At 69.7% G+C, this 22151-nt stretch carries 20 protein-coding genes; 7 read left to right on the top strand and 13 right to left on the bottom strand.

Annotation, left to right across the window (positions count from 1 at the left end; genetic code table 11):
* Positions 1 to 190: 190 nt before the first annotated feature.
* From ABTY04_RS37560 to ABTY04_RS37545, 4 genes are all read right to left on the bottom strand, one after another.
* Complete coding sequence (locus ABTY04_RS37560) at positions 191 to 652, bottom strand: pyridoxamine 5'-phosphate oxidase family protein (RefSeq protein ID WP_352217927.1); 462 nt, start codon at positions 650 to 652, stop codon at positions 191 to 193.
* Between the two features lie 162 nt (positions 653 to 814).
* Positions 815 to 1390 carry an NADPH-dependent FMN reductase gene (locus tag ABTY04_RS37555; RefSeq protein ID WP_352217926.1) on the bottom strand — a complete coding sequence of 192 codons (576 nt, stop codon included), beginning with the start codon at positions 1388 to 1390 and terminating at the stop codon, positions 815 to 817.
* 119 nt (positions 1391 to 1509) lie between these two features.
* The gene (locus ABTY04_RS37550) at positions 1510 to 1779 is read right to left on the bottom strand and encodes a nuclear transport factor 2-like protein (RefSeq protein WP_352217925.1); all 270 of its coding nucleotides are present in this window, start codon (positions 1777 to 1779) and stop codon (positions 1510 to 1512) included.
* 132 nt (positions 1780 to 1911) lie between these two features.
* Complete coding sequence (locus ABTY04_RS37545; protein WP_352217924.1) at positions 1912 to 2565, bottom strand: TetR/AcrR family transcriptional regulator; 654 nt, start codon at positions 2563 to 2565, stop codon at positions 1912 to 1914.
* Between the two features lie 325 nt (positions 2566 to 2890).
* Between ABTY04_RS37545 and ABTY04_RS37540 the strand changes: the two genes are divergently transcribed.
* Positions 2891 to 4723 (top strand): glycoside hydrolase family 15 protein, encoded by a 1833-nt coding sequence (locus ABTY04_RS37540; protein ID WP_352217923.1) that lies wholly within the window; start codon positions 2891 to 2893, stop codon positions 4721 to 4723.
* Between the two features lie 746 nt (positions 4724 to 5469).
* Here the strand turns inward: ABTY04_RS37540 and ABTY04_RS37535 are convergent.
* Positions 5470 to 6813, bottom strand: a complete 1344-nt coding sequence (locus tag ABTY04_RS37535) for an endonuclease domain-containing protein (protein WP_352217922.1) — start codon at positions 6811 to 6813, stop codon at positions 5470 to 5472.
* Between the two features lie 423 nt (positions 6814 to 7236).
* Here ABTY04_RS37535 and ABTY04_RS37530 point away from each other — a divergent pair, with 423 nt between their 5' ends.
* Positions 7237 to 8430: a hypothetical protein gene (locus tag ABTY04_RS37530; RefSeq protein WP_352217921.1), complete on the top strand. Its 1194-nt coding sequence runs from the start codon at positions 7237 to 7239 to the stop codon at positions 8428 to 8430.
* Positions 8431 to 8753: 323 nt separating this feature from the next.
* On the opposite strand, the gene ABTY04_RS37525 is transcribed toward ABTY04_RS37530, so the two are convergent.
* Positions 8754 to 9278, bottom strand: a complete 525-nt coding sequence (locus ABTY04_RS37525; RefSeq protein WP_352217920.1) for a ribosome-inactivating family protein — start codon at positions 9276 to 9278, stop codon at positions 8754 to 8756.
* A 580-nt stretch (positions 9279 to 9858) separates the two neighbouring features.
* Positions 9859 to 10419: a nucleoside-triphosphatase gene (locus tag ABTY04_RS37520; RefSeq protein ID WP_352217919.1), complete on the bottom strand. Its 561-nt coding sequence runs from the start codon at positions 10417 to 10419 to the stop codon at positions 9859 to 9861.
* 110 nt (positions 10420 to 10529) lie between these two features.
* Between ABTY04_RS37520 and ABTY04_RS37515 the strand changes: the two genes are divergently transcribed.
* From ABTY04_RS37515 to ABTY04_RS37505, 3 genes are all read left to right on the top strand, one after another.
* Entirely contained in the window at positions 10530 to 10982 is a 453-nt protein-coding gene (locus ABTY04_RS37515) for a YbhB/YbcL family Raf kinase inhibitor-like protein (protein ID WP_352217918.1), read from the top strand.
* A gap of 360 nt (positions 10983 to 11342) precedes the next feature.
* Entirely contained in the window at positions 11343 to 11681 is a 339-nt protein-coding gene (locus ABTY04_RS37510) for a hypothetical protein (RefSeq protein ID WP_352217917.1), read from the top strand.
* A 30-nt stretch (positions 11682 to 11711) separates the two neighbouring features.
* The gene (locus tag ABTY04_RS37505; protein WP_352217916.1) at positions 11712 to 12014 is read left to right on the top strand and encodes a DUF6247 family protein; all 303 of its coding nucleotides are present in this window, start codon (positions 11712 to 11714) and stop codon (positions 12012 to 12014) included.
* 363 nt (positions 12015 to 12377) lie between these two features.
* Here ABTY04_RS37505 and ABTY04_RS37500 read toward each other — a convergent pair whose 3' ends face one another.
* On the bottom strand, positions 12378 to 12656 hold the full coding sequence (locus tag ABTY04_RS37500) for a hypothetical protein (protein WP_352217915.1): 279 nt from the start codon (positions 12654 to 12656) through the stop codon (positions 12378 to 12380).
* A 96-nt stretch (positions 12657 to 12752) separates the two neighbouring features.
* Positions 12753 to 13160, bottom strand: coding sequence for a PPOX class F420-dependent oxidoreductase (locus tag ABTY04_RS37495; protein ID WP_352217914.1), 408 nt, complete (start codon positions 13158 to 13160; stop codon positions 12753 to 12755).
* Positions 13161 to 13855: 695 nt separating this feature from the next.
* Here ABTY04_RS37495 and ABTY04_RS37490 point away from each other — a divergent pair.
* Positions 13856 to 15643, top strand: coding sequence for an N-acetylglutaminylglutamine amidotransferase (locus ABTY04_RS37490; protein ID WP_352217913.1), 1788 nt, complete (start codon positions 13856 to 13858; stop codon positions 15641 to 15643).
* A 62-nt stretch (positions 15644 to 15705) separates the two neighbouring features.
* Positions 15706 to 17901 (top strand): S9 family peptidase, encoded by a 2196-nt coding sequence (locus tag ABTY04_RS37485; protein ID WP_352217912.1) that lies wholly within the window; start codon positions 15706 to 15708, stop codon positions 17899 to 17901.
* A 79-nt stretch (positions 17902 to 17980) separates the two neighbouring features.
* On the opposite strand, the gene ABTY04_RS37480 is transcribed toward ABTY04_RS37485, so the two are convergent.
* Genes ABTY04_RS37480 through ABTY04_RS37465 form a run of 4 tightly spaced genes read right to left on the bottom strand, consistent with a single transcriptional unit; the run spans position 17981 to position 21603 of the window.
* A complete protein-coding gene (locus tag ABTY04_RS37480; RefSeq protein WP_352217911.1) occupies positions 17981 to 18580 on the bottom strand; it encodes a GTP-binding protein in 600 nt (199 codons plus the stop codon).
* A complete protein-coding gene (locus tag ABTY04_RS37475; protein WP_352217910.1) occupies positions 18567 to 18941 on the bottom strand; it encodes a DUF742 domain-containing protein in 375 nt (124 codons plus the stop codon). Before ABTY04_RS37475 ends, ABTY04_RS37480 begins: the two co-directional genes overlap by 14 nt.
* Positions 18941 to 19363, bottom strand: coding sequence for a roadblock/LC7 domain-containing protein (locus tag ABTY04_RS37470; protein WP_352217909.1), 423 nt, complete (start codon positions 19361 to 19363; stop codon positions 18941 to 18943). Before ABTY04_RS37470 ends, ABTY04_RS37475 begins: the two co-directional genes overlap by 1 nt.
* Positions 19360 to 21603: a sensor histidine kinase gene (locus tag ABTY04_RS37465; RefSeq protein ID WP_352217908.1), complete on the bottom strand. Its 2244-nt coding sequence runs from the start codon at positions 21601 to 21603 to the stop codon at positions 19360 to 19362. The genes ABTY04_RS37470 and ABTY04_RS37465 overlap by 4 nt, the downstream gene beginning before the upstream one ends.
* Between the last annotated feature and the right edge of the window lie 548 nt (positions 21604 to 22151).

Genomic DNA, 22151 nt, shown 5'->3' with positions numbered 1-22151 from the left:
CCGAACTGCCCCCAGCTTCAACCGGATTGCTACGACAACCCGGTGGTGAAGGTCTCTCACCTCACTCGATTCCATGGCGCCTCGTGGCGCACCCACCCGATACGACAAACTCGCGGTCCGCTACGAGGCGACCGTCCTCGTAGCGGCCATCAACGAGTGGCTGTGACTAGCACCTTCGACTCCGCCCGTGCTACCCAAGCCACGCCCCATCACGCATCACAACCCGGCCACGCAGTTCCGCTACTGCGCGCCAGGCGCGCACGGTCTGCGGTGCCACGCACAGGTACAGATGGGGAGTCTCTTCCATACGCGGATCCCAGCCGAACTTGCCCGCGAACGCATCTGCGGCATCCTTCGGCACTTCCCGCGTGGGATAGCACTTCGCCTCTCCTTGCAGCATCACCACGTCGACGGTATCCGGCAGTGCCAGTCGTACGCGCGGTTCCTTGCGTACATTGCGCGCGGTCGCGGAGTTCGCGCCGGTACACATCCACGCTGCCTGTCCGTCCCACAGAAACCACAGTGGCACCTGATGCGGGCCGTGGTCGGGGTGGGACGTCGACACCCATATGTCGCGTTCTGAGCCGAGCCGTTCCAGGGTGTCCCGCCTGCGCTCCGCGGTGTTGCGTCGAATGATCTCCGTAGTTTGCATAGGCGCCGACCTTAGCCAGCGGGTTCACGGTGCGCATGCGGCGCAGGTCCTAGGTCCAGAGGCGGACCGTCGCCCAGGCGCCCATCAGCATGCCGGGCTCGTGGGCCGGCCGGCCGGCCGGCCGGTGGAGCGGACGTTCACCGGCTCGCGCGGCCGAATGGGTCAGGACGCGACAGCCGGGGCCGTCCGCAGCGGGGCGAGGGCCGAGGTCCAGGCGATGACCTGGTCGAGCATGGTGTTCAGCGCATGGAGGTTGTGGTCGCTGGGTTTGAAGACGCTGAGGTTCTCGAATTCGGTGTGAAGGGAGAGCGTGACCTGCTGGCGTACGTCGGCCATCTGGAGTTCGGCGGCGACCAGGCGCAGCTGTTCGGCGGACCGTACGCCGCCGCCGGCGCCGTAGGAGACCAGGCCGAGGGCCTTGTTGTTCCATTCGGCGTAGAGGTAGTCCAGGGCGTTCTTCAGCACGCCGGGGGTGCCGTGGTTGTACTCGGGGGTGACGATGACGAAGCCGTCGTAGGCGGCGATGGTCGCGGCCCAGTGCAGGGTGTGTTCGTTCTGGTACTGGCCGAGGGAGGGCGGCATCGGTTCGTCGAGGTGGGGGAGGGGGCGGTCGCGGAGATCGATCAGCTCGAAGTCGGCGTCGGTCCGGCCCGTGGCGTGGTCGAGGACCCAGCGCGCCACCTGGTCTCCGACGCGGTTGGGCCGGGTGCTGCCGAGGATGATGCCGATGGTGGGCATGGTCGTGCCTGCCTTTTCGTAGCGCCTTGCGTCTGCGGGCCACGAACTGCCCGGAAGGTCGGTGACCTGGCGGGCGCGGTGTCCGGCAGCATGGTGCGGGGGTGCACGGGGCGGTTCGGTCAGCTCGGGCAGCCGGCCGACGCCGTCACGGCGGAGGCGAAGTCGGGTCGCACGCCGAAACGGTGCAATTCCCGGTGCACGTCGGGGGCGGGCGCGCCCATGAAGGCGACCTGGTCGCCGAGGTGTTCACCGCGGTAGATCTCGCGGGCGACGACGTTGGGGAAGTCGACGTCCTCGGCGAACAGGTCAACGAAGCCCCGCACGTCCAGGACGCTTCGCTCGGCCGCCCGGTACGCCGCCCGGACCACGGTCTCCGCGTCGGTGTTCATGGTGCCCTCCCGTACGAGAGAATCCATTCAAATGCTTGATTAAAATTGTGGGCAGCGGACGGCGGTGTTGTCAAGCAAGCGATTGATTTCATCGCGTGCTGACGGCGCACGACTTTCGGCCGTTTCGGCCGCTTACGGGGTTCCCCGGAACGCGCCGGCCACCACGGGGACGAGCATCCGCTCCACCCGCTCGGCCGGCTCGGCCGCCAGCTCGGCCCCGATGGGGGCAAGGGCCAGCCAATTCAGCATCCCGGCCGCGCAGCGGACCCGGAAGACGAGCTCGCTCTCGTCGGCTTCGGGGAGGTTCGCCGCCAGGATCCGTACCGCGTGCCGTCGGGCCTGCTCGAACTTCCCGGCCAGCCGGTCCCACCCCGTCGGCGGATCGATCCCGACCCGTGCCACGGTCTGTATCACGGCCAGGTCCCGCCCCCCGGCCGTGAGCGCGCTCATCATCGGCCGGGCGAACGCCTCGGCCAACTCGCTCAGCGTGGCAGCGCCCGCCAGGGTGTCGAGTTCCCGGATCTGCGCGTCCAGACAGCACTCCAGGGCGTGCTCGATCGCCACGTCGCACAAGGATTTCAGCGATCCGAAGTGATAGCTCACCGCGGCGACGTTGGCCCCGGCGTTCTGGGTGATCTCGCGGAGGGTCACCCCCTCCTGCCCCCGTTGTGCGAGCAGCTCAAGAGCGGCTGTCAGCAGATCATTCCGGGTTCGCTGACCTGCCTCGCGGCGAAGGTCCGTCTTTTCTGGCCTCACACAAGAAGTCAAGCGATTGCTTGACTTCATTGTCAAGCGGCCGCGCAGCTGGTGCTGGGCTGCTACGGCAGGTGCGTGATGTTCTGGTCCACTCTGCGGCCATGGTGGCCTTCGGGCCGTGGGAGGGATTCGATCTCGACCTGTGGCGCCAGGTCCAGGTGGGCTCCCGGCAAGGTGCAGTCATCCCTCTGGCGGTGTTCCGCCCGTGCTCGTGCGGAGCGGCAGACCGGGTGCAAACAATTGTTTGCCACTGCTCTCCGGATCGCCGTGCCGGAATCCAAAGGCGTTTTACCATGAAAGGCAAGGTCTTTTTGATCCCCGTACCTGCTCACGGCGAGACGGTAGGGAGGCCGGAATGGAGTTCGGGAACGGATCCGGGCGAGTGGACGGCTCACGCTATCTGCCGATTTCCGAGCACGGCCTGATCGGTGATCTTCGCACCGCCGCGCTGGTCGGGACCAACGGAACGATCGACTGGTACTGCTGCCCGCGCTTCGATGCACCGAGCGTGTTCGCGTCCATCCTCGACGCAGACCGGGGCGGATCGTTCGAACTGGCCGCCGACGTGCCGACACGCACGCGGCAGTTCTACTTCCCCGACACCAACGTGCTGATCACGCGGTTCTACGCCGCCGACGGGGTGGCGGAGACCCAGGACTTCATGCCGGTCGTCGACGAGTCGCGCGAGGCGGCCCGGCACCGGCTGATCCGGCGGGTGATCTGCGTTCGGGGAACCCTTCCGTTCAGAGCGCGAATAGCTCCCCGCTTCGGTTACGGCGCCGAAGCGCACACCGTACGCGCGCAGGCCCACGAGGCCGTCTTCGAGTCCCCGTCGATCTCACTCGCGCTGACCTCCACCGCGCCGCTCGAGAGCGACGGCACCGACGTGTGGTCGCAATTCAAGCTCCTCGAAGGCGAGTCCGTGGTGTTCGCCCTCGACCAGATCAGCGATCACGTCCGCCCGCGGGCCTGTCCGCACGCCGAAGCGGAGGAGGCATTCGAGGCGACGGTCCGGTTCTGGCGCCACTGGGTGGGCCGCTCGCGCTACCGCGGCCGGTGGCGGGAGATGGTGCACCGCTCCGCGCTGGTGCTGAAGCTGCTCACCTACGTGCCGACCGGTGCCATCGTGGCCGCGCCGACGACCAGCCTGCCCGAGCGGGTCGGTGGTGAGCGCAACTGGGACTACCGCTACGTGTGGGTCCGCGACGCCGCCTTCTGCGTCTATGCCATGCTCCGCCTGGGCTTCACCTCGGAGGCCGAGGCATTCATGGGCTTCCTGTCCGACCGGGGCATCATGCGGGGCGCCGGCCCCAGCGGTCCGCTGCAGATCATGTACGGCATCGACGGGCGCACTGACCTACCCGAATCCGAGCTGCCTCACCTCGAAGGGCACCTGGGATCCGCTCCGGTGCGGGTGGGCAACGCCGCCACCAAGCAGCTCCAGCTGGACATCTACGGCGCGCTGATCGATTCGGTCTACCTGTACGACAAATGGGGCCAGCCCATCAGCAGTGATCACTGGGACGAGGTCGGCGCAGTGGTGGACTGGCTCTGCGAACACTGGGACCAGCCCGACGAGGGAGTCTGGGAGACCCGGGGCGGCCGGAGGAACTTCGTCTACTCGCGGCTGATGTGCTGGGTGGCGATCGAACGGGCCATCCGGATGGCCAACCGGCGCGGCCTGCCGGCCGATCTTCCGCGCTGGCAGCAGAGCCGGGACGCGATCTACCGGCAGATCATGCGACAGGGCTGGTCGGCCGAGCGCGGAGCGTTCGTCCAAGGGCTGGGGGACGACGTACTCGACGCCTCCGTGCTGATGATGCCGATGGCCAAGTTCATCTCGCCCACCGACCCCAAGTGGCTCTCGACCCTGGACGCGCTCACCACGGACCTGGTCTCCGACTCGTTGGTCTACCGCTACGACCCGGAGGCCAGCCCGGACGGCCTGCGGAGCTCCGAGGGCACGTTCTCGATCTGCTCCTTCTGGTACGTCGAGGCGCTCACGCGCGCCGGACGCCTGGAGGAGGCCCGGCTGGCCTTCGAGAAGATGCTCACCTACGGCAACCACCTCGGCCTCTACGCCGAGGAGATCGGCCGGACCGGAGAACAACTCGGCAACTTCCCCCAGGCGTTCACCCACCTCTCGCTGATCAGCGCCGCCTTCAACCTCGACCGCGCCCTCGGATGAGTCCCACGTCCGACCTGGCCGCTGGGTACGCCTACTCGGGTGCGGTGCCGGTGCCACGACATCGACGCCGTCGGGTTGGTCGGGGACTTGCGGGTCCAGCAGACCGAGCGGAAGGACGGGCTGCGGTCGTGGACGACCGTGTGGCCCGAGGGGATGGTCCATGCGGAGGCGGACCGGTTCCTGCGTCTCCATGATGGTTCGGGAACGCAGAGGACGTACGCGTATCTGCTGGTGGATCACCTGCGGTGGCTGGAACGGGGGTGCCTGGGCTTCGCCGCGGTCCAACTACGGGACTTTGAGCGGTATACGGGCATCGTCGGAGCCGAGGTCCGCATGCCGCTCAGCGAGCCGTGGCGGGTAGGCAAGCACCCCTGCGGCCGCTCCGCGCTGTCGACCGCGGCGGCTTGTCTGAAGGGCTTCCACCTGCACCAATCCTCCCTCGGCGTGAACGGGGAGCTCGGCAAGAAGCTCGGCAAGTCCCGGCTGCCGTCGCGGGTGGACCTGCGCCGTTCGTTCCTCGGGCACGTGAAGCTTCGCATCGGTGAACTCCGCGGTCAGGTTCGCGGCTTGGAAGCCGAATGGACCGAGGAGACCATCCAACGGATCACCGCCGAGAACACCGCCCTCAAGCAGCGCGTCCGCCGGCTCACGGCCTGCTGCGCATTTCGCCGGGGCGTGCGGGGTGACCGTGTCGGGGGCCGGCAGCTGCGAGGTGACGGTGGGGTGTCAGGTCTCCCGGTGCCCGCTCAAAACAGTTCCAGGTCCTCGCCGCTGGTGTCCGCGATGACTGGCCGGAACTGGGCAGGGAGGCCGTCCAGGCGGTCAGGACCGGCCGCGGCGGCCACGGCAGGGGCCGTCTCGGCCAACCAGGCACGAAACCGCTCGGCGGCTTCGCGGTAGGGGACTCGCGCCAGGACACGGTGCTCGCCGGAGGGGCAGAAGTCGACGGCGACGGTGAGCAGGCAGGAACGGGGTGCGTTCTGACTGCCCGTCCAGGACACGCGCAGGACACCGCAGGGCTTGCGCCCGCGGGGGGCGCGGTGGGTCGGGCGCAGCGATCGGCAGGCTATGTGGGCGGTCCATGCGGCGAGGTGCGGCAGGGGAAGGGTGTTGCGTGCGCGGCAGCCGGGGCAGCGGTGCCAGTGGCGGAGCCAGTCGTCGGTGTCGGTGTGGAAGAGGCGTGTGTAGCGGTTCGCCACGCGGATGTCGTTGCTGTACAGGTGGTCAGGGCGTTCCTGTGTGTTGCAGGACTGGCAGACGGGGGCGCGGACGTAGCCGTGTTCGTGGCAGTGGTCGAGCACGGTGGCGGGCGCCGTGCGGCAGACGGCGCACGCCCACACGGCGACCTTGCGGGAGGTACCGGGCTTCCTGCTGAGCACCGAGTACAGCTGGCCTTCCAGCTCTTTGTTGTACGGACGCAGTGAGGCGGTGGGGCCCTCGGGGCTCGTCTTCTGCCGACCGCCGGCGTCTCGGGTCTGCTGGGGGTGGGAGGGCGGCTCGGTGACCGCTGCCCTTGCCTGGCGGGTCCGCGCGGCTTGCACCCACTGCGTCTCGGCGTGCTCGGCCGCGTCCAGCAGCTTGACCACAGCGCGCGGCAGCCACCACGTGCGCTGCGTCCCGTCGCGGGTCTGCTCCACGAGTATCTGTCGCCAGTCGATCCCCGCCAGATGGTACGGCCGGCCGACTTCATGTCGTGCTGCCCGCTCGGGGCCGCCCAGCTCCTGCAGTTCCCCCGCGATGCGCTGGCGCCAACGCAGCGGCCCTTCCTCGTTGCACTCCTGCCTCGGCGCCCCACGGAACGGACCGATGCGGACCAGGTCCTGCCGGTCCATCCCAACCGCGTTCAGTTCCGCGGCCGCCCGGCGCACCTCAACCTCCGGAACACTCCACTGACCGTAGCTCGCCCTCACTGTCGCCACGACATGGCTGCCGAGCAGGACGTACCTCACCTGGGCGCGGGCAGGAGAACAGGTGAATGCCCCAGAAGCCGTCGGCACAGCACTGTCGGCCGTCAAATCAACCCACAGAGCGTCCGCGGCAACCAGGGTGATCAGGCCGTCCGTGCGACCGGGCATGACACGCTCTGACATACCGACAGGCTAACGGCCTGCGACGCGGCAACGGGTCCCAGTCCCAAGTGCCCTCGGTCAGCGGGTCCGCCACCCGCAACTCCCTATTCCTGAGCATCTGGTTCGTCAGCACCTCCCGTGCAGCTTCCCTGACGACGACATGGCCCCTAGCCAAGTCTCATCGTCCCAGGTCAGCGGTACTCCTCGCTTCTTTGATCACGACTTGGACAGCCCAGCCCAGCCCAGCCCGGGCAGGCGCGAGATTGGCGTCCCGTGTCCTGGCGGTGGTTACGAAGGTCTCTTTTTGTGGCCGACCGCCCACTGTTTGGCCGATCGGAAGTGACGTACAAGTGAAGGCCGCACCATCCGGTCGGCCCGTGCTTGGGGAGGGCATGGCGGTCTGCCGAACCGTGCTCGCTTCGATCGATCACTTCAGGGGGCATCATGCGCATACGTTTACGTGCCTGGATTCTGGTGGGCGCGGGCCTGCTCGCGGTGGGCGCCGGTCCGGCGTACGGGGCTGACACGTCGTCGGCCGAGTCGGCGGCGGGGTCCGAAAAGTACACCGTGCTGGACCTTGGCACCCTGGGCGGTACCCGCAGCAAGGCGACCGCCATCGACGGCAACACGGTCGTCGGGAGCTCACTGACGAGCGGCGACGCCGCCGAACACGGCTTCACTTACGACCTGCGCAGGCACACCATGACCGATATCGGCACGCTGGGGGACTCCAGCCGGGCGACCGGCGTGGAGGGGGATTACGTCGTGGGGGAGTCGGACCTCTCCGCCCACGGCCCGACTCATGGATTCGCCTACAACGTCCGGACCCGCCGGCTCGTCGACATCGGCACTCTCGGCGGCAGCAGCACCAACATCACCGGCCTCAGCGGTGACACCGTGGTGGGGACGTCTTCGCTGTCCGGCGACGTGGTTACCCACGCGTTCGCGTACAGCCTGCGCACCCGGACCATGACCGATCTCGGCAGCCTCGCCGGTCCGTCGGGCAACAGCACGGCGGCGGCCGTCAGCGGTGCGATCGTCGTGGGCAGCTCCTCCCTGCCGGACACGCCTGCCGCTACAAAGCACGGGTTCGCGTACAACCTGCGCACCCGGACCATGACCGATCTCGGCACCCTCGGCGGGAGCTCCAGCACAGCCAACGACATCAGCGGTTCAACCGTGGTCGGTCAGTCTCGAACGGCCGGCAACGGCCTCACCGGATACGCCTACGACCTCCGTACCGGCATCCGCACGGACCTGGGGTCCCACTTCCTGACCGCGCAGCTGATCAGCGGGAGCACCGTGGTCGGCGGCGACGGCTTGCTCTCCAGCTCGTTCGACCTCATGACGCACACGAGTGCCGTCATCGGCTCCGGGCGTGGTGTCACCGAAGTCAAGCAGATCACCGGGAACGTCATGGTCGGTGACAACTTCGCCCCCAACTCCTTCGCTTTCGTCTCCCGCGTCGACAGCGGCGACTTCACCTACCTGACCTCCCTCGGCGGCCTCAACTCCTTCGCGACGCAGGTCAACCGCCACGGCGTCGTCGCAGGCAGCGCGGCACTTCCGTCCGCTGACCCGTCCACTGCCAACGGTCCTTTCCACGCCGCCGTCTGGGTGCCGCACACGGTGGCGTAGGGGGAGCGAAGCCGCGCGGGTGAAGGCATGCGGCTGCGGCAGGCCTTCTGCGCGGACCCGGGGGTCTGCCGAAGAGCCGGGACCAGGACAGGAGGGCGGCAGGATGACGGGATGCCCGAGCTGATCGGACCCGGCGCCCATGATCTGGCAGGCCAGGCTGGGTGAAGCGTCCAGGGCCAGGAGCCGAAGACAGTCCGACCGGCGATGCCCACTGCCTCCCCGCCGTCCGGGGCGGCGTGCGGGAATGATCGAGCCCCTGGCGAGGGGCTCGATCATTCCTCGGTGCCTCAATTCCTGTGGATTGGCGCCCAGATGAGAAAATTTCAGGCGGAGGCCGCGGCCGACAGTCGTCCGCCGGTCATCCAGATACGCGACATCGCATCGGCCAGGGCGGGGTATCGGGCGGCCTCGCAGATCATTTCCGAGAGCACAAGCATTCCGTGTGCGGTGTACTTCGGATCTTGGTTCCGGTGCAGCCAGACAACGGCATTGCCCAGAGGCCGACGCCCCAGGAAGATCCCCAAACGCCGCACGGCGGCAGCCGTCTCCAGGTCGGATCGGCCTCCGCCGAACGGCAGGACTTCAGTTCGGCGGATCCCCGGTGGTGCGATCGTGTCCCGCACTCGGCGGACGCACGCTTCCGGCGGGGCCTGTCCGTTCTCGAGGGTGTTGCGGAATCCGACGATGCGCATGCCCGCATTCTGCAAGCGGAGCTCGATGTAGAGCTCGATGGAAAAACCTTGCAGCTGAATATGCAGGGGCAGGCAAGCCATTTCCCCCGGCCGTCGCGAGGCCCCGCCGAAAAAGCCCTGAGCATCCTCAGCTCTCGACCGGATGGTCGACGTCAAGTGCTGATACTCGTCCGCTGATGCGCCCGCCGGGGAAAACGAAACAGGTTTCAGCATGGCCTCCCACATCAGGGCAGGCCGCCGGAAATCGACCTTCCCTGAAATGATCTGACCGCGATCAGTTCGATCCTGCTGTATTCACGCATGCGCATCCACCGCCTTCTGCATCATCCCTATCGCAGGGGTTCGGACCGGTCCGGTCATTTGTAGTCGTCCTGGTGGCGGCTGCGCGAATAGTTGGCCTCTGATGCTAAGAAATCGGCGCACGATCCCGGTAGTTGGACCCAGCCCGGGATCGGGGTGTCACCCACGGTGACCTGCGGCGCTGCACGGCGCTGTCCCCGGCGCGGACGAGACTGGGAGGGCCGGCGCTTCGCGCGCCGGGCGGTCGCGGCGGCGACCGCGTCGCGGACCCGGACCAGAAGTTCGGTCGGCGTCGGGCTCCGGGACAGGCAGCTCCACGCATTCGGTCGTACCAGGGCGGACGGCAGAGACGACCCAGGCCCGCATCGTCTCCGGAATCCGGGCATCTGCCTTTGGGCGCCTCAACTTTGCTTTTCACAGGTCGGAGGCCGTCTTCTCAGAAGTGAGAGGACGGCCTTTCGTGTGTCCGGGGCCCCTGCAGCCGAGCCGCGAGCTCCCCGGGCAGGCTGTCCCGGTTTGCCTGAGTGAGGTGGACGACCTCGATGTCGGCGCGCTGCTTGAGGGCATCGGTGAACGGATCGCGGTGCGCATGGACCGTGGCGACGACGTCGATGTCTGCCGCGAACAGAGTGGTGACCGCGTCCCGGAACGCCGTGCACGCCAGCTCCATCCGCCCCAGCTCGTCGATGAGCACCAGCCGCCCCGTCGCTTCCCCGGTTGCTGCCGGCCGTAGCGACGGCAGCGCCAGTCGTTCCATGACGCCGAGGTCGACGCCGTATTTCCCTACGTGCGGAGGACCAGGGACGTCGACATGGGCAAGTACCTCCCGTCGGCCTGTCAGGGTCTCCAGGGCGAATCCGACCCGTTGGCCGGATTGCCGGATCTCCTCCGTGGTGAAGCCGGTGGCCGCGCGGGCTGGCAGCAGTGCGGCCAGCCGGCGGAGGGCGGTCGTCTTGCCTGCGCCCGGGCGGCCCTCAAGCAGGATCCTCGTCGGCACAGTGCCATCTTCACCCCCGCTCCCGATTGCGGCCGGACGGGCTGGACCGAACGGGGGTTTTGGCGTGCGGATCAGTGCCGACGCCGCCGCCCGCGGGTATGGCGCTGCGCATGAGCGGAATTGAACTCGGCAGCACCGCGTTCGACGACAAAACGGTGATCCCCCGCCGGTACAGCGGGGAAGGAGAGAACATCTCACCGCCTCTGACCTGGTCGGGGGTGCCCCACGAGGCCACGGAGCTGGTGCTCCTGTGTGAGGACCCGGACGCGCCGGGGACGACCTTCCTGCACTGGCTGGTGACCGGCATCGACCCGGGGACGACCGGGGTGGCGGAAGGCCAGAAGCCCCAGGGCAGCCTGCCGTGGCCCAACGGTTTCGGGCGCGTGGGCTGGGGAGGGCCGATGCCTCCACCGGGGCTCGGGCCGCACCGGTACTTCTTCCGCCTGTACGCCCTGTCCGAGCCGCTGCCGCTGCATGACCGTCCGGGCGTCGAGGACGTACACCGTGCTCTGAAGGGCAGGGAGCTGGCCTCCGGCACCTTGGTGGGGATCTATCAGCGCTGAGCGTGTCATCGCGGGTCCGCCGCTCGTACAGCTTGACGCGCTCATGCCCGTCCTACCCGCCCTGCCCGATCGGCTTGAGAAGCCGGCCGGCCCGGCTGGACATCGCCGGGCTTGGCGAGTTCGAGGTCCACGGCCTGGCCTGCATCCCACGCCTTCGCGAGGCGGACCACCATCTGGCGGCCGGCTTCTCGCCGGGGAGGCTCGCCCGCGTGGGACGCAGCGCCCTGCCAGGGAGCGAGGACCCGACCGGACGCCGATGGGCCCGATGCCCGTCAAGGTCCGCCGTGCGGCCGAAGTCCTCAGGTGCAACCCGCACCACCTCACGGAAGCACAGCGTGCGGTCGTGGTGGACGCGTTGCAGTGAACGAGACGAGGAACCCGGCCCGGCAGGGCTCCGGAGACGTGTCCCGTCGGACGGGCGCCGTCGTGTGCGCCCTCGTCCTCACCCTGGGCAACGTGGTGGCCGGCTACCTCGCGCTGCTGGCGTATACGGCGGAACCGGCCGGCCCCTGGGACAGCGAGGCCATCGCTCACTCCGGTTCCGCGGCTGGCCTGGGCCTGGCTCTGGCCGTCGTGACGGCACTGCTCTCGTGGGTTTTCGTGAAGGACGAGTGGCTGAGCCGATGGTGGTTTACCGCCCCAGCGATGCCGGCCCTTGCTGGGATCCTGCGCCTGACCCTGCTCGCGCCCGGACTCTGACGCGGCTGCGGGCCCCACCGGAGTGCCGAGGTGAGGTCCCCAGGAGGCGGGTATTGCGGTGCCCTGGCTGCTGTCGATGAGCAACGTCGTCAGTTCCGCGCGCTGCTCGGCCGACATGGTGAGTGCCGAACCCCTCACCCCGCACCCCGGCTGCGCGCCGACCGTCGCGCCGACACCTGGGTGCCAGCCTTCGAGCGGGACTGGGCCAAGGCCCTGGAGGACTCCCGCCACAGCTACAGCCTCACCCCGCTGCACGACGTCGTCCGCGCCTGGCAGTTGCGCGTCGCCACGGCTCCGGCCGTCGACGTCCTGGACATCGTCTGGCTCGGGTAGAGACGCCCGCGACCACGGTTGGCTGCGGCTCTCGTCGACCGGATCCGGCGTGTCGAGGCCCGGATTCGCTCCCCTGGTCAGTGAACCGCGTAGAGCATGCGGATGCCGCGCTGCACTGAGCCGAGAGTACGGGCCGCCCGGCCGCACAGGCAGGCGCTCCGGGCGGCCCGGGCCGCCCGGGCACTCAAGGGTGCGGACAGCTGAGGATCGAGGGGTGTCGCTTTCCTGCTGACTCCGCGAAGCCGGCGCGGCATCTCGAACCAGCGCAGCAGATGAGGGTGCAGGCGATGCCGGTGAAGGCGGGGAAGTACTCGGCCTTGCGGTCGTACTTCGCGGCAGCCGATGGGGAGCGGACGGGCCTGGTCACCAGACGTCGTAACCCGGCGCTATGCGCACTCCTGAGTCCAGGATTCCACGGGCCGCGGACAGGGCTTCGCGGATTTTGCGCTGATCTGCCCGGCCCTCCTGGTCAAGCAGATCCGGCCGCACGACCTCACTCAGTTCGTCGAAGTGGAAGTGGGTCGGGTACCCCGTCATTTTGCCGATGAGGACGGCTCGTGGATTTCTGGCGAACTTCATCACGAAGGCGCTCGGCCGGAATTTCCCGGCCGAGCGCTTTGCGTATGCGGTCGCCGTGCCCACCGGCGAGGGGCACCGCACAGCCGACGTGCGTATCGACACCGTTGTGGACCCGGTCGTCCCGGACCTGAGGCCCGGCCGGGGCCTGGTCCCTGGGGTTCAGATGGAGCCGACGATCTTGTGGGGGGTGACGCGGACGACGACGCGTGTGTTGTCGTCCCCGTACGCGGGGTTGAAGTCGGCGTAGTCCTTGCCGGTGTACTTGCGGGAGAGCTGGTTGATCAGGTCTTGGCCGCCTTCGGTGGTGAGCTCTGCGGTGCCGCGGACCTCGGCGTAGGTGTAGGGGGCGTCGTGGGGGTTGATGAGGACGGTGATGCGCGGGTCGCGGCGCAGGTTTTCTTCCTTGCGGCGTCCGACGGTGGTGGAGATGAGCAGGTCGTTGCCGTCTCGGGCGAGCCAGGTGACGGAGACCTGCGGGCTGCCGTCGGGCTGGATCGTGGCGATGGAGGCGAAGACCGGCGAGTCGTCGATGATCCTCTTCAGGTCCTCGGAGAGCGTAGCGGGCACGGTTGGGTTCCTTCCTGGGGTTCTGCCCTGGTGGGTGAGCGGCAGGGACATCCTTGGGAAGCCGTTGGTTCCCGGGCAAACGAGGACTCGTTCCGTGTGGTTGGCGAGCGTGGGTGTGGTGCCCTGGATTTTGCCGGGGGCACTGGGCCAGGGAGTTCCGTGGGCCTGTCGGGGACCGGGAGTCGATTCACCCGGATGGGCCAGAGCGTGGAGACGCCGGCTCAGGGAGAACACGGGGGCTCAGGTTCCCGCCCGGCGGGCAGGGGCTTCGAAAAGGGCCGTGGGCATTCCGCTCGCGGCTCGTCACCCTGGGAGCACGTAGACGTGGTCTTCCGACGCGCCCCGGGTACCGGGCGCGGACGTGAGCGCCGGCTCGGTGCGCCGGTCGGGTGGTCCATCGGAGGCCGTGTGGATCCGTGAGCAGGCGGGGCATAAGTGGGATGTCGTCGCGGACAGGGCCGTGGGCGTACCGGCCGCCGGCGCGGGGCCTCCGCGGCCCGCATAAACCGGTCCCGCCCTATCGGGGACGCAGACCCTGGGCTTGGGGAGCGGACGGTCGGGCAGACCCCATGAGCCCGCACGTGCGGGCTGAACGGCACAGGAGCGAAGGAACATATGGCGGACGTGGCCGAGCGCTCGGGAATGAGAGCAGTACGGGGAACGCTTCTGCGTGGCAACGGATCGGCAGGTGCCCGATGTGCGGCTTGAGTGGGGAGGTGCGCTTCGACGGCGGCCGTCCCGACCTCGCCGCGGTCGAACGCATGGCCGATACCCTGGAATCGCGCGGACCGGACGGCCGAGGCGCCTGGTCGCACGGGGCGGTCGCCCTGGGGCACCGGCGGTTGAAGATCATCGACCTCTCTGAGCGGGGTGCCCAGCCCATGACCGACGCCCGGCTGGGTCTGACGGTGGTCTTCAACGGCTGCATCTACAACCACCGCGAGGTGCGCGGCCGGCTCGAAGACATCGGACACCGGTTCTTCTCCGACTCCGACACCGAGGTGCTCGTCAAGGCGTACGCACAGTGGGGCCTGGAATGTGTGGACCTCCTCGTCGGCATGTTCGCCTTCGCCATCGTGGAGCACCACACGGGCCGCGTCGTGCTCGGCCGTGACCGCCTGGGCATCAAGCCCCTGTACGTCACCCAGGACGCCCACCGGCTCCGCTTCGCCTCCACCTTGCCGGCCCTGCTGGCGGGCGGGGGAGTCGACACCTCCCTCGACCCGGTGGCGCTCCACCAGTACCTGAGCTGGCACGGCACGGTACCGGCGCCCAGGACCGTACTGGCCGGAGTGCGCAAGATCCCGCCGGCCACCGTCCGCGTCGTGGAGCGGGACGGCACCCACCACGACCACTGCTACTGGCAGCCCTCCTACACCCGGCACTCCGCATTCGGCACGGACCCGGCGCTGTGGCGCGAGGCGGTGTACGACGCGCTGCGCACGGCGGTGCGGCGGCGCACGGTCGCCGACGTCCCCGTCGGCGTGCTGCTCTCGGGAGGCCTGGACTCCAGCCTGATCGTGGCCCTGCTGGCGGAGGAAGGGCTGGAGGGTCCCGACCTCCCCACCTTCGCGATGGGATTCGAAGCGGAGAACGGGGAGGACGGCGACGAATTCCGGTTCTCCGACCTCATCGCCTGCACGTTCTCGACCGACCACCACAAGTTCCTGATCCCCACCAGCCAGCTCCCCACCGCGCTGGAAGGCGCGATCGGAGCCATGAGCGAGCCGATGGTCAGTCATGACGCGGTGGCGTTCCACCTGCTGTCCGAGCAGGTCGCCAAGGACGTCAAGGTGGTGCTCTGCGGCCAGGGGGCGGACGAGGTGTTCGCCGGCTACCACTGGTACCCGCCGATCGCCTCGGCCACTCGGGACGGCGCGCCCGCAGCGTACGCAGACGCGTACTTCGACCGGACGCACGACGAGATCACCGCCATGCTGCACCCGGCCGCGGCCGCGGCCCGCGACGCCTCCATGGAGTTCGTCCGTGCCCACATGGCCGTCCCCGGCGCCGAAACCTCCCTCGACGCGGCCTTGCGGATGGACGTCCACGCGCTCATGCCCGATGACCCGGTCAAGCGGGTCGACAACATGACGATGGCCTGGGGCCTGGAGGCACGCGTGCCGTTCCTGGACCACGAGCTCGTCGAACTCGCCGCCGCCTGCCCCCCTGAGCTCAAACTGGACCAGGGCGGCAAGGCCGTGCTCAAGGACATCGGCCGCAAGGTCCTGCCCCCGGAGATCGTGGACCGCACCAAGGGCTACTTCCCCGTGCCAGGGGTCCGGCAGATGGCCGGGCCGGTGCTGGCCCGCGTACGGGACGCCCTGACCGCACCGGAGGCGCGCCGGCGCGGGATCTTCGACCAGCGGCACGTGGCCGCACTGCTGGCGGAACCCGACCGCCACCGTGCCAAGCGGGGAGCCGGCACGCTGTGGCAGGTGGCTTCGCTGGAGATCTGGTTGCAGGTGCACGGCATTCACTGATCCGCGACGGCCTGTCGGAGGCGCAGCCCCGGCGAAGCGGAGAGAGGCGGAGAGAGACGGCCATGCCCCTGGATCGTACGAAGCCGACGGCCCCGTCCTCCGGCGCGCCGGAGGTCCCCGTACCGGCACCCGCGCCCGTACAGGTGCCGGACGACCACCACGGCGATCCGCCGGCCCTCCTCACCGCCCACGGATGCTGGTATCCCGCGGCCGACCCCACCGGCGAGTACGTGGCGTTCATCTGCGACCGGGCAGGGGTCCCGCAACTGTGGAGCGGGCCGGCCCGGAGCGCCGAGGCCCACGTCCTCGACGCCGACCCCGCCCCGGTGACCGAGGTGTCGTGGTCCCCCGACGGGCGCTGGATCGCGTACACCTCGGCCCCGGGTGGCGGCGAGCACACCCGGGTCCTGGTGGTGCGCCCCGATGGGACCGGCCGCCGCCTGCTCGCCGGCGCCGGGGCGGGCGGCACCGCTCACCTCGGATCCTGGACCCGCGACGGCTCCGCCCTCGCCGTCACGATCGCCTGGTCGTCGGAGCCGGTCGCCGAGCACAGCGGGCCCGGGCACCTGTCGCAGGACGAATCGGCACGGCTCGCGATGTCCGAGGCCACGGCCCCGGTGGGGGGCCCCGGGGCGGCCTGGACCGAACGCGGCGGATCCGCGACCCTCCTTGGTGGCGGCGCCGGTGGCGGCGCGTCACCTCGGTCCGGCCGACCGGCATCCGCCCCCCGTACGGGGCCCTTGGCCCCGGGCGCCGGCAGCCGAGCGGATGCCGGACCGGCGCTGGGCGGCGGGCTGGCCGCCTACCTCGTCGACCCGGACGGCACGAACGCCCCGGTCCTGCTGTTCAGTGAACCGGGGGCCGCCTCCCTGCGCGTCTGCGACATGAGCGCGGACGGCCGGTTCGCGCTGCTGCGCCGAGGCCCACGCGGCCACCGCGAGGGCCTCGTACTGGACACCGCGTCGGGCCGCACCACCTGCGCCCTGCGGGTCGCCGACGGGGACCCGTGGATCGGCCGGTTCTCTCCCGACGCGCGCACCCTGTGGCTGCGCAGCGACTGGGAACGGGAGTACGCGGCCCTCCTGCGGGTCCGGCTGGACGAGGACGGCGCCTGTGATGGCACCTTCGTCGCGTCCGAGCGCGAAGGGTCCGCCCTCGACCTGCTGACCATCCCCGACCACGGGCGGTGGGGCCTGGTCGCCTGGAACGTCCACGGCGCCAGCGAACTGCAGAGCATCGCCCTGCCCGCCGCGGACGCGGACGGCGAGGGCGACTCCGGACCGCACCATCGCCCGGACCTGCCCCACGAGGTGGTGACCCGCATGGCCGTGGGCCGCGGCGCTGTGTTCGCGGCCCTGTCGGGCTCGCTCCGGAGGCCCGGCATCTGGGAACTGGACGGTGGCGGCACCCCCGTACGCGCCCCCTGGTCGGCGCGCGACGAGGAGGCGGCCCCGCCCGGCCGGCCCCCCGTACGCCCGGTGCCGCTGCGCTGCCGGGCCCGGGACGGGCTGATGCTGGGCGGCTGGTACTACCGGACGCCGGACCGGGACCCGAGCCGGCCGGCCCCGTGCGTGATCCACCTCCACGGCGGTCCGGAGGAACAGGAGCGGCCGGTGTTCAACCCGCTCTACCACGAACTCCTCAGCCGTGGTCTGGACGTCTTCGCCCCCGATGTCCGAGGCTCGTCCGGCTGGGGACGGTCCTTCGTCGACGCCGACCTCGGCGCCGGCCGGTTCGCGGCGATCGACGACGTCGCCGACTGCGCTGCCCACGTGGTGTCGCTCGGGTACGCCGACCCCCTGCGGCTGGGGGTCATGGGGCGCTCGTACGGCGGCTACCTGACGATGGCCTCGCTGGTCTGGCATCCGGAGCTGTTCCGCACCGGAGTGGCCGTGTGCGGGATGTCGGACTTCGACACGTTCTTCGCCGGCACGGAACCGTGGATCGCACAGTCCGCGGCCGCCAAGTACGGGCATCCCGAACGCGACCGGGAGCTGCTGCGCGCCCTGTCCCCGATGAGCCGCGTCCACGAGTTGCGTGTTCCCGTGCTGACGGTCCACGGCGAGCACGACACCAACGTCCCGCCGACCGAATCGGAGCAGTTCGTCCGCGCCGCCCGCGACCACGGGCTGCCCGCGGAACTGCTGGTGCTCCGCAACGAAGGCCACGAATTCCTGCGGGCGGACAACCGCCGCATCTACCGACGCGCCGCCGCCCGCTGGCTGGAGCGCCATCTCGGGGCGAGCCCGGCGTCGTGAGGCCCGGGGGAGCGCTGCGGCGGTCCGCTACCGGCATGAGATTGCGCCGAACTCGGAGCGCGCCCCTCCTGACGCCCGATCAGGCGCTCGCCGCGGTTTGCGCCTCGGCGATGACCACGTCGAGCAGGGTCAGCAGGGCGTCGCGGGCGTCCGTACGGGAGCGGGCGTCGAGCAGGAGAACGGGCGTGGCCGGGTCGCGCAGGTGCAGTGCGGCGGCGATCTCCTCGGCGGTGTAGGGCTGCTCGCCGTGGAAGCAGTTCGCGCCGACGACGAACGGCAGCCCCCGGCTCTCGAAGAAGTCGATGGCCGGGAAGCCGCGGTCCAGGCGCCGCGTGTCGACGAGTACGAGTGCCCCGAGGGCCCCGTTCAGCAGGTCGTCCCACATGAACCAGAACCGCTCCTGGCCGGGTGTGCCGAACAGGTAGAGGACGACTCCCGCGTCGAGGAGGGTGATCCGGCCGAAGTCCATTGCGACGGTGGTCAATGTCTTGGACTCGATGCCGTCAAGGTCGTCGACACCGACTCCTGCGCTCGTGAGGCGCTCCTCCGTACGCAGCGGCTCGATCTCGGAGACCGCCTCGACCAGAGTCGTCTTGCCGACGCCGAATCCGCCGGCAATGAGGATCTTGACAGGGGATGCTTCCTGGACAGGAGCATCGGAGGTGTCATATCCGGGCAAGGTTGTCCCTGATTTTCATGAGCAGGTGGACATTGGTGGTTTCGGCCCTCTCCAGTGGCGGCCGATGGCCGATGAGCCCGCGGTCCGCGAGTTCGCCGAGGAGAAGCGTCATCGGAGTGAGGCGCATGTGCATCCGCGCGGCGATCTCGGCGACCGCCAGTCCGCCCGATGGCGCGCACATGGCAAGGATGGCACGCCATTCGGTGGGCAGGCCGCTGAGGGCGTCGTCCTCGGTGACCGCCGCCACGATCGTGGTGTCCATGGTGAGGACGGTCTGCGGAGCGGCGGCTGTACGTCCGTCGGTCAACGCGTACAGCCGGGTCCGGCGGAGGCTTCGGCGACGCTGCGGCTCGTCCGGCATTACGACGTCGACGCCGGTGTTGACGTCGGCAGCGGGGTGCGCTCGGGGGTGCCCAGCCACTCGCCGAGCGCCTGGGCAGTTCGTACCGCCTCGCCTCCCAGCTCGCCGAGCCGTGCCTTGCGGGACGTCACCACGATGAGCGTGCTGCCCTCCCCGCACCCGACGATGCAGAGGTACCGGTCGTTCATCTCCACCAGTTGGCGGATGACCCCGCCGCCGCCGACCTCCCTCGATATCGCCTTCATCGTGGCGGCGATCCCGGAGGACGCGGCCGCGATGCGCTCTGCCTGGTCCCGCTCAAGCAGGTAGGCGCTGAGCTTGAGCCCGTCGTTGGACAGGAGCACGGCTCCCTGGATGCCGGCGATCCTGCTCAGGTTGTTGTCCAGGACGCTGTAGATCATGTCGTTGGCTGTGGTGGTCATGGCTGATCCTGTCTGAGCTCTGCTTCCACTTTCTGGGTCCCCTCTTCGTAGTCCGCCCAGGCGTCGGCCACCTCTTCGGGTGTCGCCGCGTCCTGGCCGGCGTCCGGCTCCGGGGCGCGGGGCCCGCGGAGCTGCCGGGTGAGATGGGTCTGCGGGACGCGCTCGGGCAGGGGCGGGCGCGTGCCGTCACCGGGTCCGGAGCGAGCGGGCAGCGCACGCTCGGATCGCTGCCGTACGGACATGGGGACGGGGGCTCGTACGGGGGTGAGTACGGTGGCGGGCTCCGGATCCCGGTCGGGTGCCGGCCCGGGCTCCGCCGCAGGCACCGGCACCCGCTCGCCCTTTGCCTCGGTCGGCACGAGCAGCTCACCCGGCAGGATCACCACGGCCGCCGTCCCCCCGTACACCGAGCGCCGCAGCGTGACCCGGGCCTGGAGCTGGTCGGCCAGGTGGCCCACCACGAAGAGGCCCAGCCGGTGCGCGTTCTCTGCGAGGACGGAGTACGGCGGCGCCGTGTGCAGTCGCCGGTTCATCTCCTCGTACCCCGCAGCCGCCACGCGCGGTCCGCGGTCCTCGATCTCGATCGACAGCCCGTCCGCCGCCAGTTCGGCGCGTACGACCACCTTCGAGCGCGGGGGCGAGAAGCGGGTCGCATTGTCCAGCAGCTCGGCCAGCAGGTGGCTGATCTGACTGATCACGTGCGGCTGCACGCTCGCCTCGTCCAGCGCATGGCGTTCGATCCGCCGGAAGTCCTCGACCTCCGCGGCGGCTTCTCGCAGCAGGTCGGCCAGGCGCATGGGCTCGGTGTGCGGGTCCGGGATCTCGCCACCGGCGAGGATGAGGAGGTTCTCGACCTGGCGCCGCATCCCCACCGTCAGCTGATCGGACCGCATCAACTCGGCCAGGAGCGCCTCGTCGTGGCCGAACGCGTCTTGGAGGTCCTCGGTCAGGCTCAGCTGGCGGCTGACGAGGTTTCCGGTGCGTGAGGCGATGCCCGAGGCGAACAGGCCGAACCCGTGCCGCTCGGCGGCGAGCTGCCGGTGTCCGTCGACGGACACGGCGACGACGCGGGCGAAGGCGTCGCTGATCCGCCCGACCTCGTCCTGGTGCCCGCCCACGGCGGGCAACGCCTCGGTGTCGACGGCCTGCCCGCGCTGGAGCCGGGCCACCACGTGGGGCAGTGTCTCCTCTGCGATGGCCACCGTACGGGTGTGCAGGCGGTTCAGCCTGCGCAGCACCGACCGCGTGGTGAGGACGACGACCCCGGTGACCAGCAGGAGGGTGCCGCCGCTGCCCCCGACCAGCCAGTACACCTCGGTCTCCAGCTCGGAGGCCTTCGCATCGGCGTGCGCGAGCACGCTCCGCGACCGGTCCGCGTTGAGCGCGGCCAGCTGCGGCGCGAACGCGTCGTGCGCGGCACGCCAGCCGCCGACATCGACCGGCAGCTTCACTCCGGACGCGGTGTCCTGGTGGTTGCTGACGACCGCACTCTCGATGCGGATCTTGGTGCGCCAGGCGTCCGAGGCGGTGAGCCTGTCGTACGAAGCCTGTTCCGCGGGCGACAGGTACGGCACGATCCAGGTGTCGTAGAGGTACCGGTGGGTGCCGAGAGCATCGAGCAACTCGGAGAAACCGGTGGACGCCAGCTCCCTGGACGGCCCGGCCAGAGCGAGGAGGGTATCCTCGCGCGCCACCATCTCTCCCGCGGAGAACAGAGCGACGGCGGGCCTGCTCTCCTGGTCGAGTTCCGCGTCCTCCGCGTGGCTGAATTCATACTGGTACGCACGGAGAATGTCGCCGATCACGTCGGTGTAGTAGTCGACCACCTGTTCGGCGCTGCCGTTGTGGGCGTCCGCGCGCTTGCGGAAAGCAGCCAGTTGGTCAAGCCGGGCGCCCACCTCGTCGAGGTGGCTGCCGCTCTGCCCTGAAGGCTGCGCAGCGCCGCTGCTGCCGGAGGCATGCCGGATCTCCGCCACCGCACGGTCCGTTGCCGCCCGCTTCTCGCGGAGGTCGTCGTCGGCGACGGCGGTGCCCGCCCACCGCGCCGCCGTCATCACCCGCTCTGCCTGCAGCTGGGTCATGAGCCCGGCCAGCGGTACGCCGATCCGCTCGCCGGCTTCCACATCGGTGCGCAGGTGCTCGGACTGGGCCAGCAACTGCTGGGCGGTCACGGTCACCTGGGCGGCCATCGCCACGGTCGGGACGACGGCCAGGCAGACCAGCATCGTACGCAGGCGCACGGTGCGGCGGCGCCGAAGGGGAGGCGGGCTTGGTGGACCTTCGGGTTCCATCGGAGACATCGGTCCTCGGGAGCGGTGGCACAGGGAGGGGCCCACGGACGGCCGAGCACAGTCCTCGGGAGAGGACATGGGGGAACTGCCGACGCGGCCCTGTGGGGTGAGGGTACAGATCGATCATATCCAGCCAGTCCGAATAAACGGAGAGCTTACTTCCCTGCTCATGCGTGGTATGGGTGCGGATACGCGACCGGCCCGAATCCGTCTCGTCGCTCCATCGCTCCATCGCTCCGGCCAACACTTCTGCTGTGGTCATGTGGCGATCGGTTCCCCGGCGCAAGTGGTGGCGACGTCGTGAGGTTCGCGTCCGGCGGGCCCGCTCCGACGCCGCCCGGTGGCCACGTACGCGGTCATCGGCGACACCAAAGGCTGGCCCGGTCAGACCAAGTCAGACCAGGTCAGACACCCCATGTCGTTCGGTGTCAAGCGGCATGGGGTTAAGCGTGGTGGGACCAGGCGGTCGCTTCGTCGTAGCGGGTGCGGGTTTTGAG

Origin of the sequence: Streptomyces sp. NPDC097981, assembly GCF_040302565.1 — a bacterium.
Classification (GTDB): Bacteria; Actinomycetota; Actinomycetes; order Streptomycetales; family Streptomycetaceae; genus Streptomyces.
Note: the sequence above shows the minus strand (reverse complement) of the source record. Positions and strands in the feature narration are given on the sequence as shown.

Excerpts from the sequence above, each read along its gene's own strand:
- ABTY04_RS37560 (WP_352217927.1), bottom strand. The coding sequence starts at position 652 with ATGCAAACTACGGAGATCATTCGACGCAACACCGCGGAGCGCAGGCGG.
- ABTY04_RS37555 (WP_352217926.1), bottom strand. The coding sequence starts at position 1,390 with ATGCCCACCATCGGCATCATCCTCGGCAGCACCCGGCCCAACCGCGTC.
- ABTY04_RS37550 (WP_352217925.1), bottom strand. The coding sequence starts at position 1,779 with ATGAACACCGACGCGGAGACCGTGGTCCGGGCGGCGTACCGGGCGGCC.
- ABTY04_RS37545 (WP_352217924.1), bottom strand. The coding sequence starts at position 2,565 with ATGAAGTCAAGCAATCGCTTGACTTCTTGTGTGAGGCCAGAAAAGACG.
- ABTY04_RS37540 (WP_352217923.1), top strand. The coding sequence starts at position 2,891 with ATGGAGTTCGGGAACGGATCCGGGCGAGTGGACGGCTCACGCTATCTG.
- ABTY04_RS37535 (WP_352217922.1), bottom strand. The coding sequence starts at position 6,813 with ATGTCAGAGCGTGTCATGCCCGGTCGCACGGACGGCCTGATCACCCTG.
- ABTY04_RS37530 (WP_352217921.1), top strand. The coding sequence starts at position 7,237 with ATGCGCATACGTTTACGTGCCTGGATTCTGGTGGGCGCGGGCCTGCTC.
- ABTY04_RS37515 (WP_352217918.1), top strand. The coding sequence starts at position 10,530 with ATGAGCGGAATTGAACTCGGCAGCACCGCGTTCGACGACAAAACGGTG.
- ABTY04_RS37490 (WP_352217913.1), top strand. The coding sequence starts at position 13,856 with ATGTGCGGCTTGAGTGGGGAGGTGCGCTTCGACGGCGGCCGTCCCGAC.
- ABTY04_RS37485 (WP_352217912.1), top strand. The coding sequence starts at position 15,706 with ATGCCCCTGGATCGTACGAAGCCGACGGCCCCGTCCTCCGGCGCGCCG.
- ABTY04_RS37475 (WP_352217910.1), bottom strand. The coding sequence starts at position 18,941 with ATGCCGGACGAGCCGCAGCGTCGCCGAAGCCTCCGCCGGACCCGGCTG.
- ABTY04_RS37470 (WP_352217909.1), bottom strand. The coding sequence starts at position 19,363 with ATGACCACCACAGCCAACGACATGATCTACAGCGTCCTGGACAACAAC.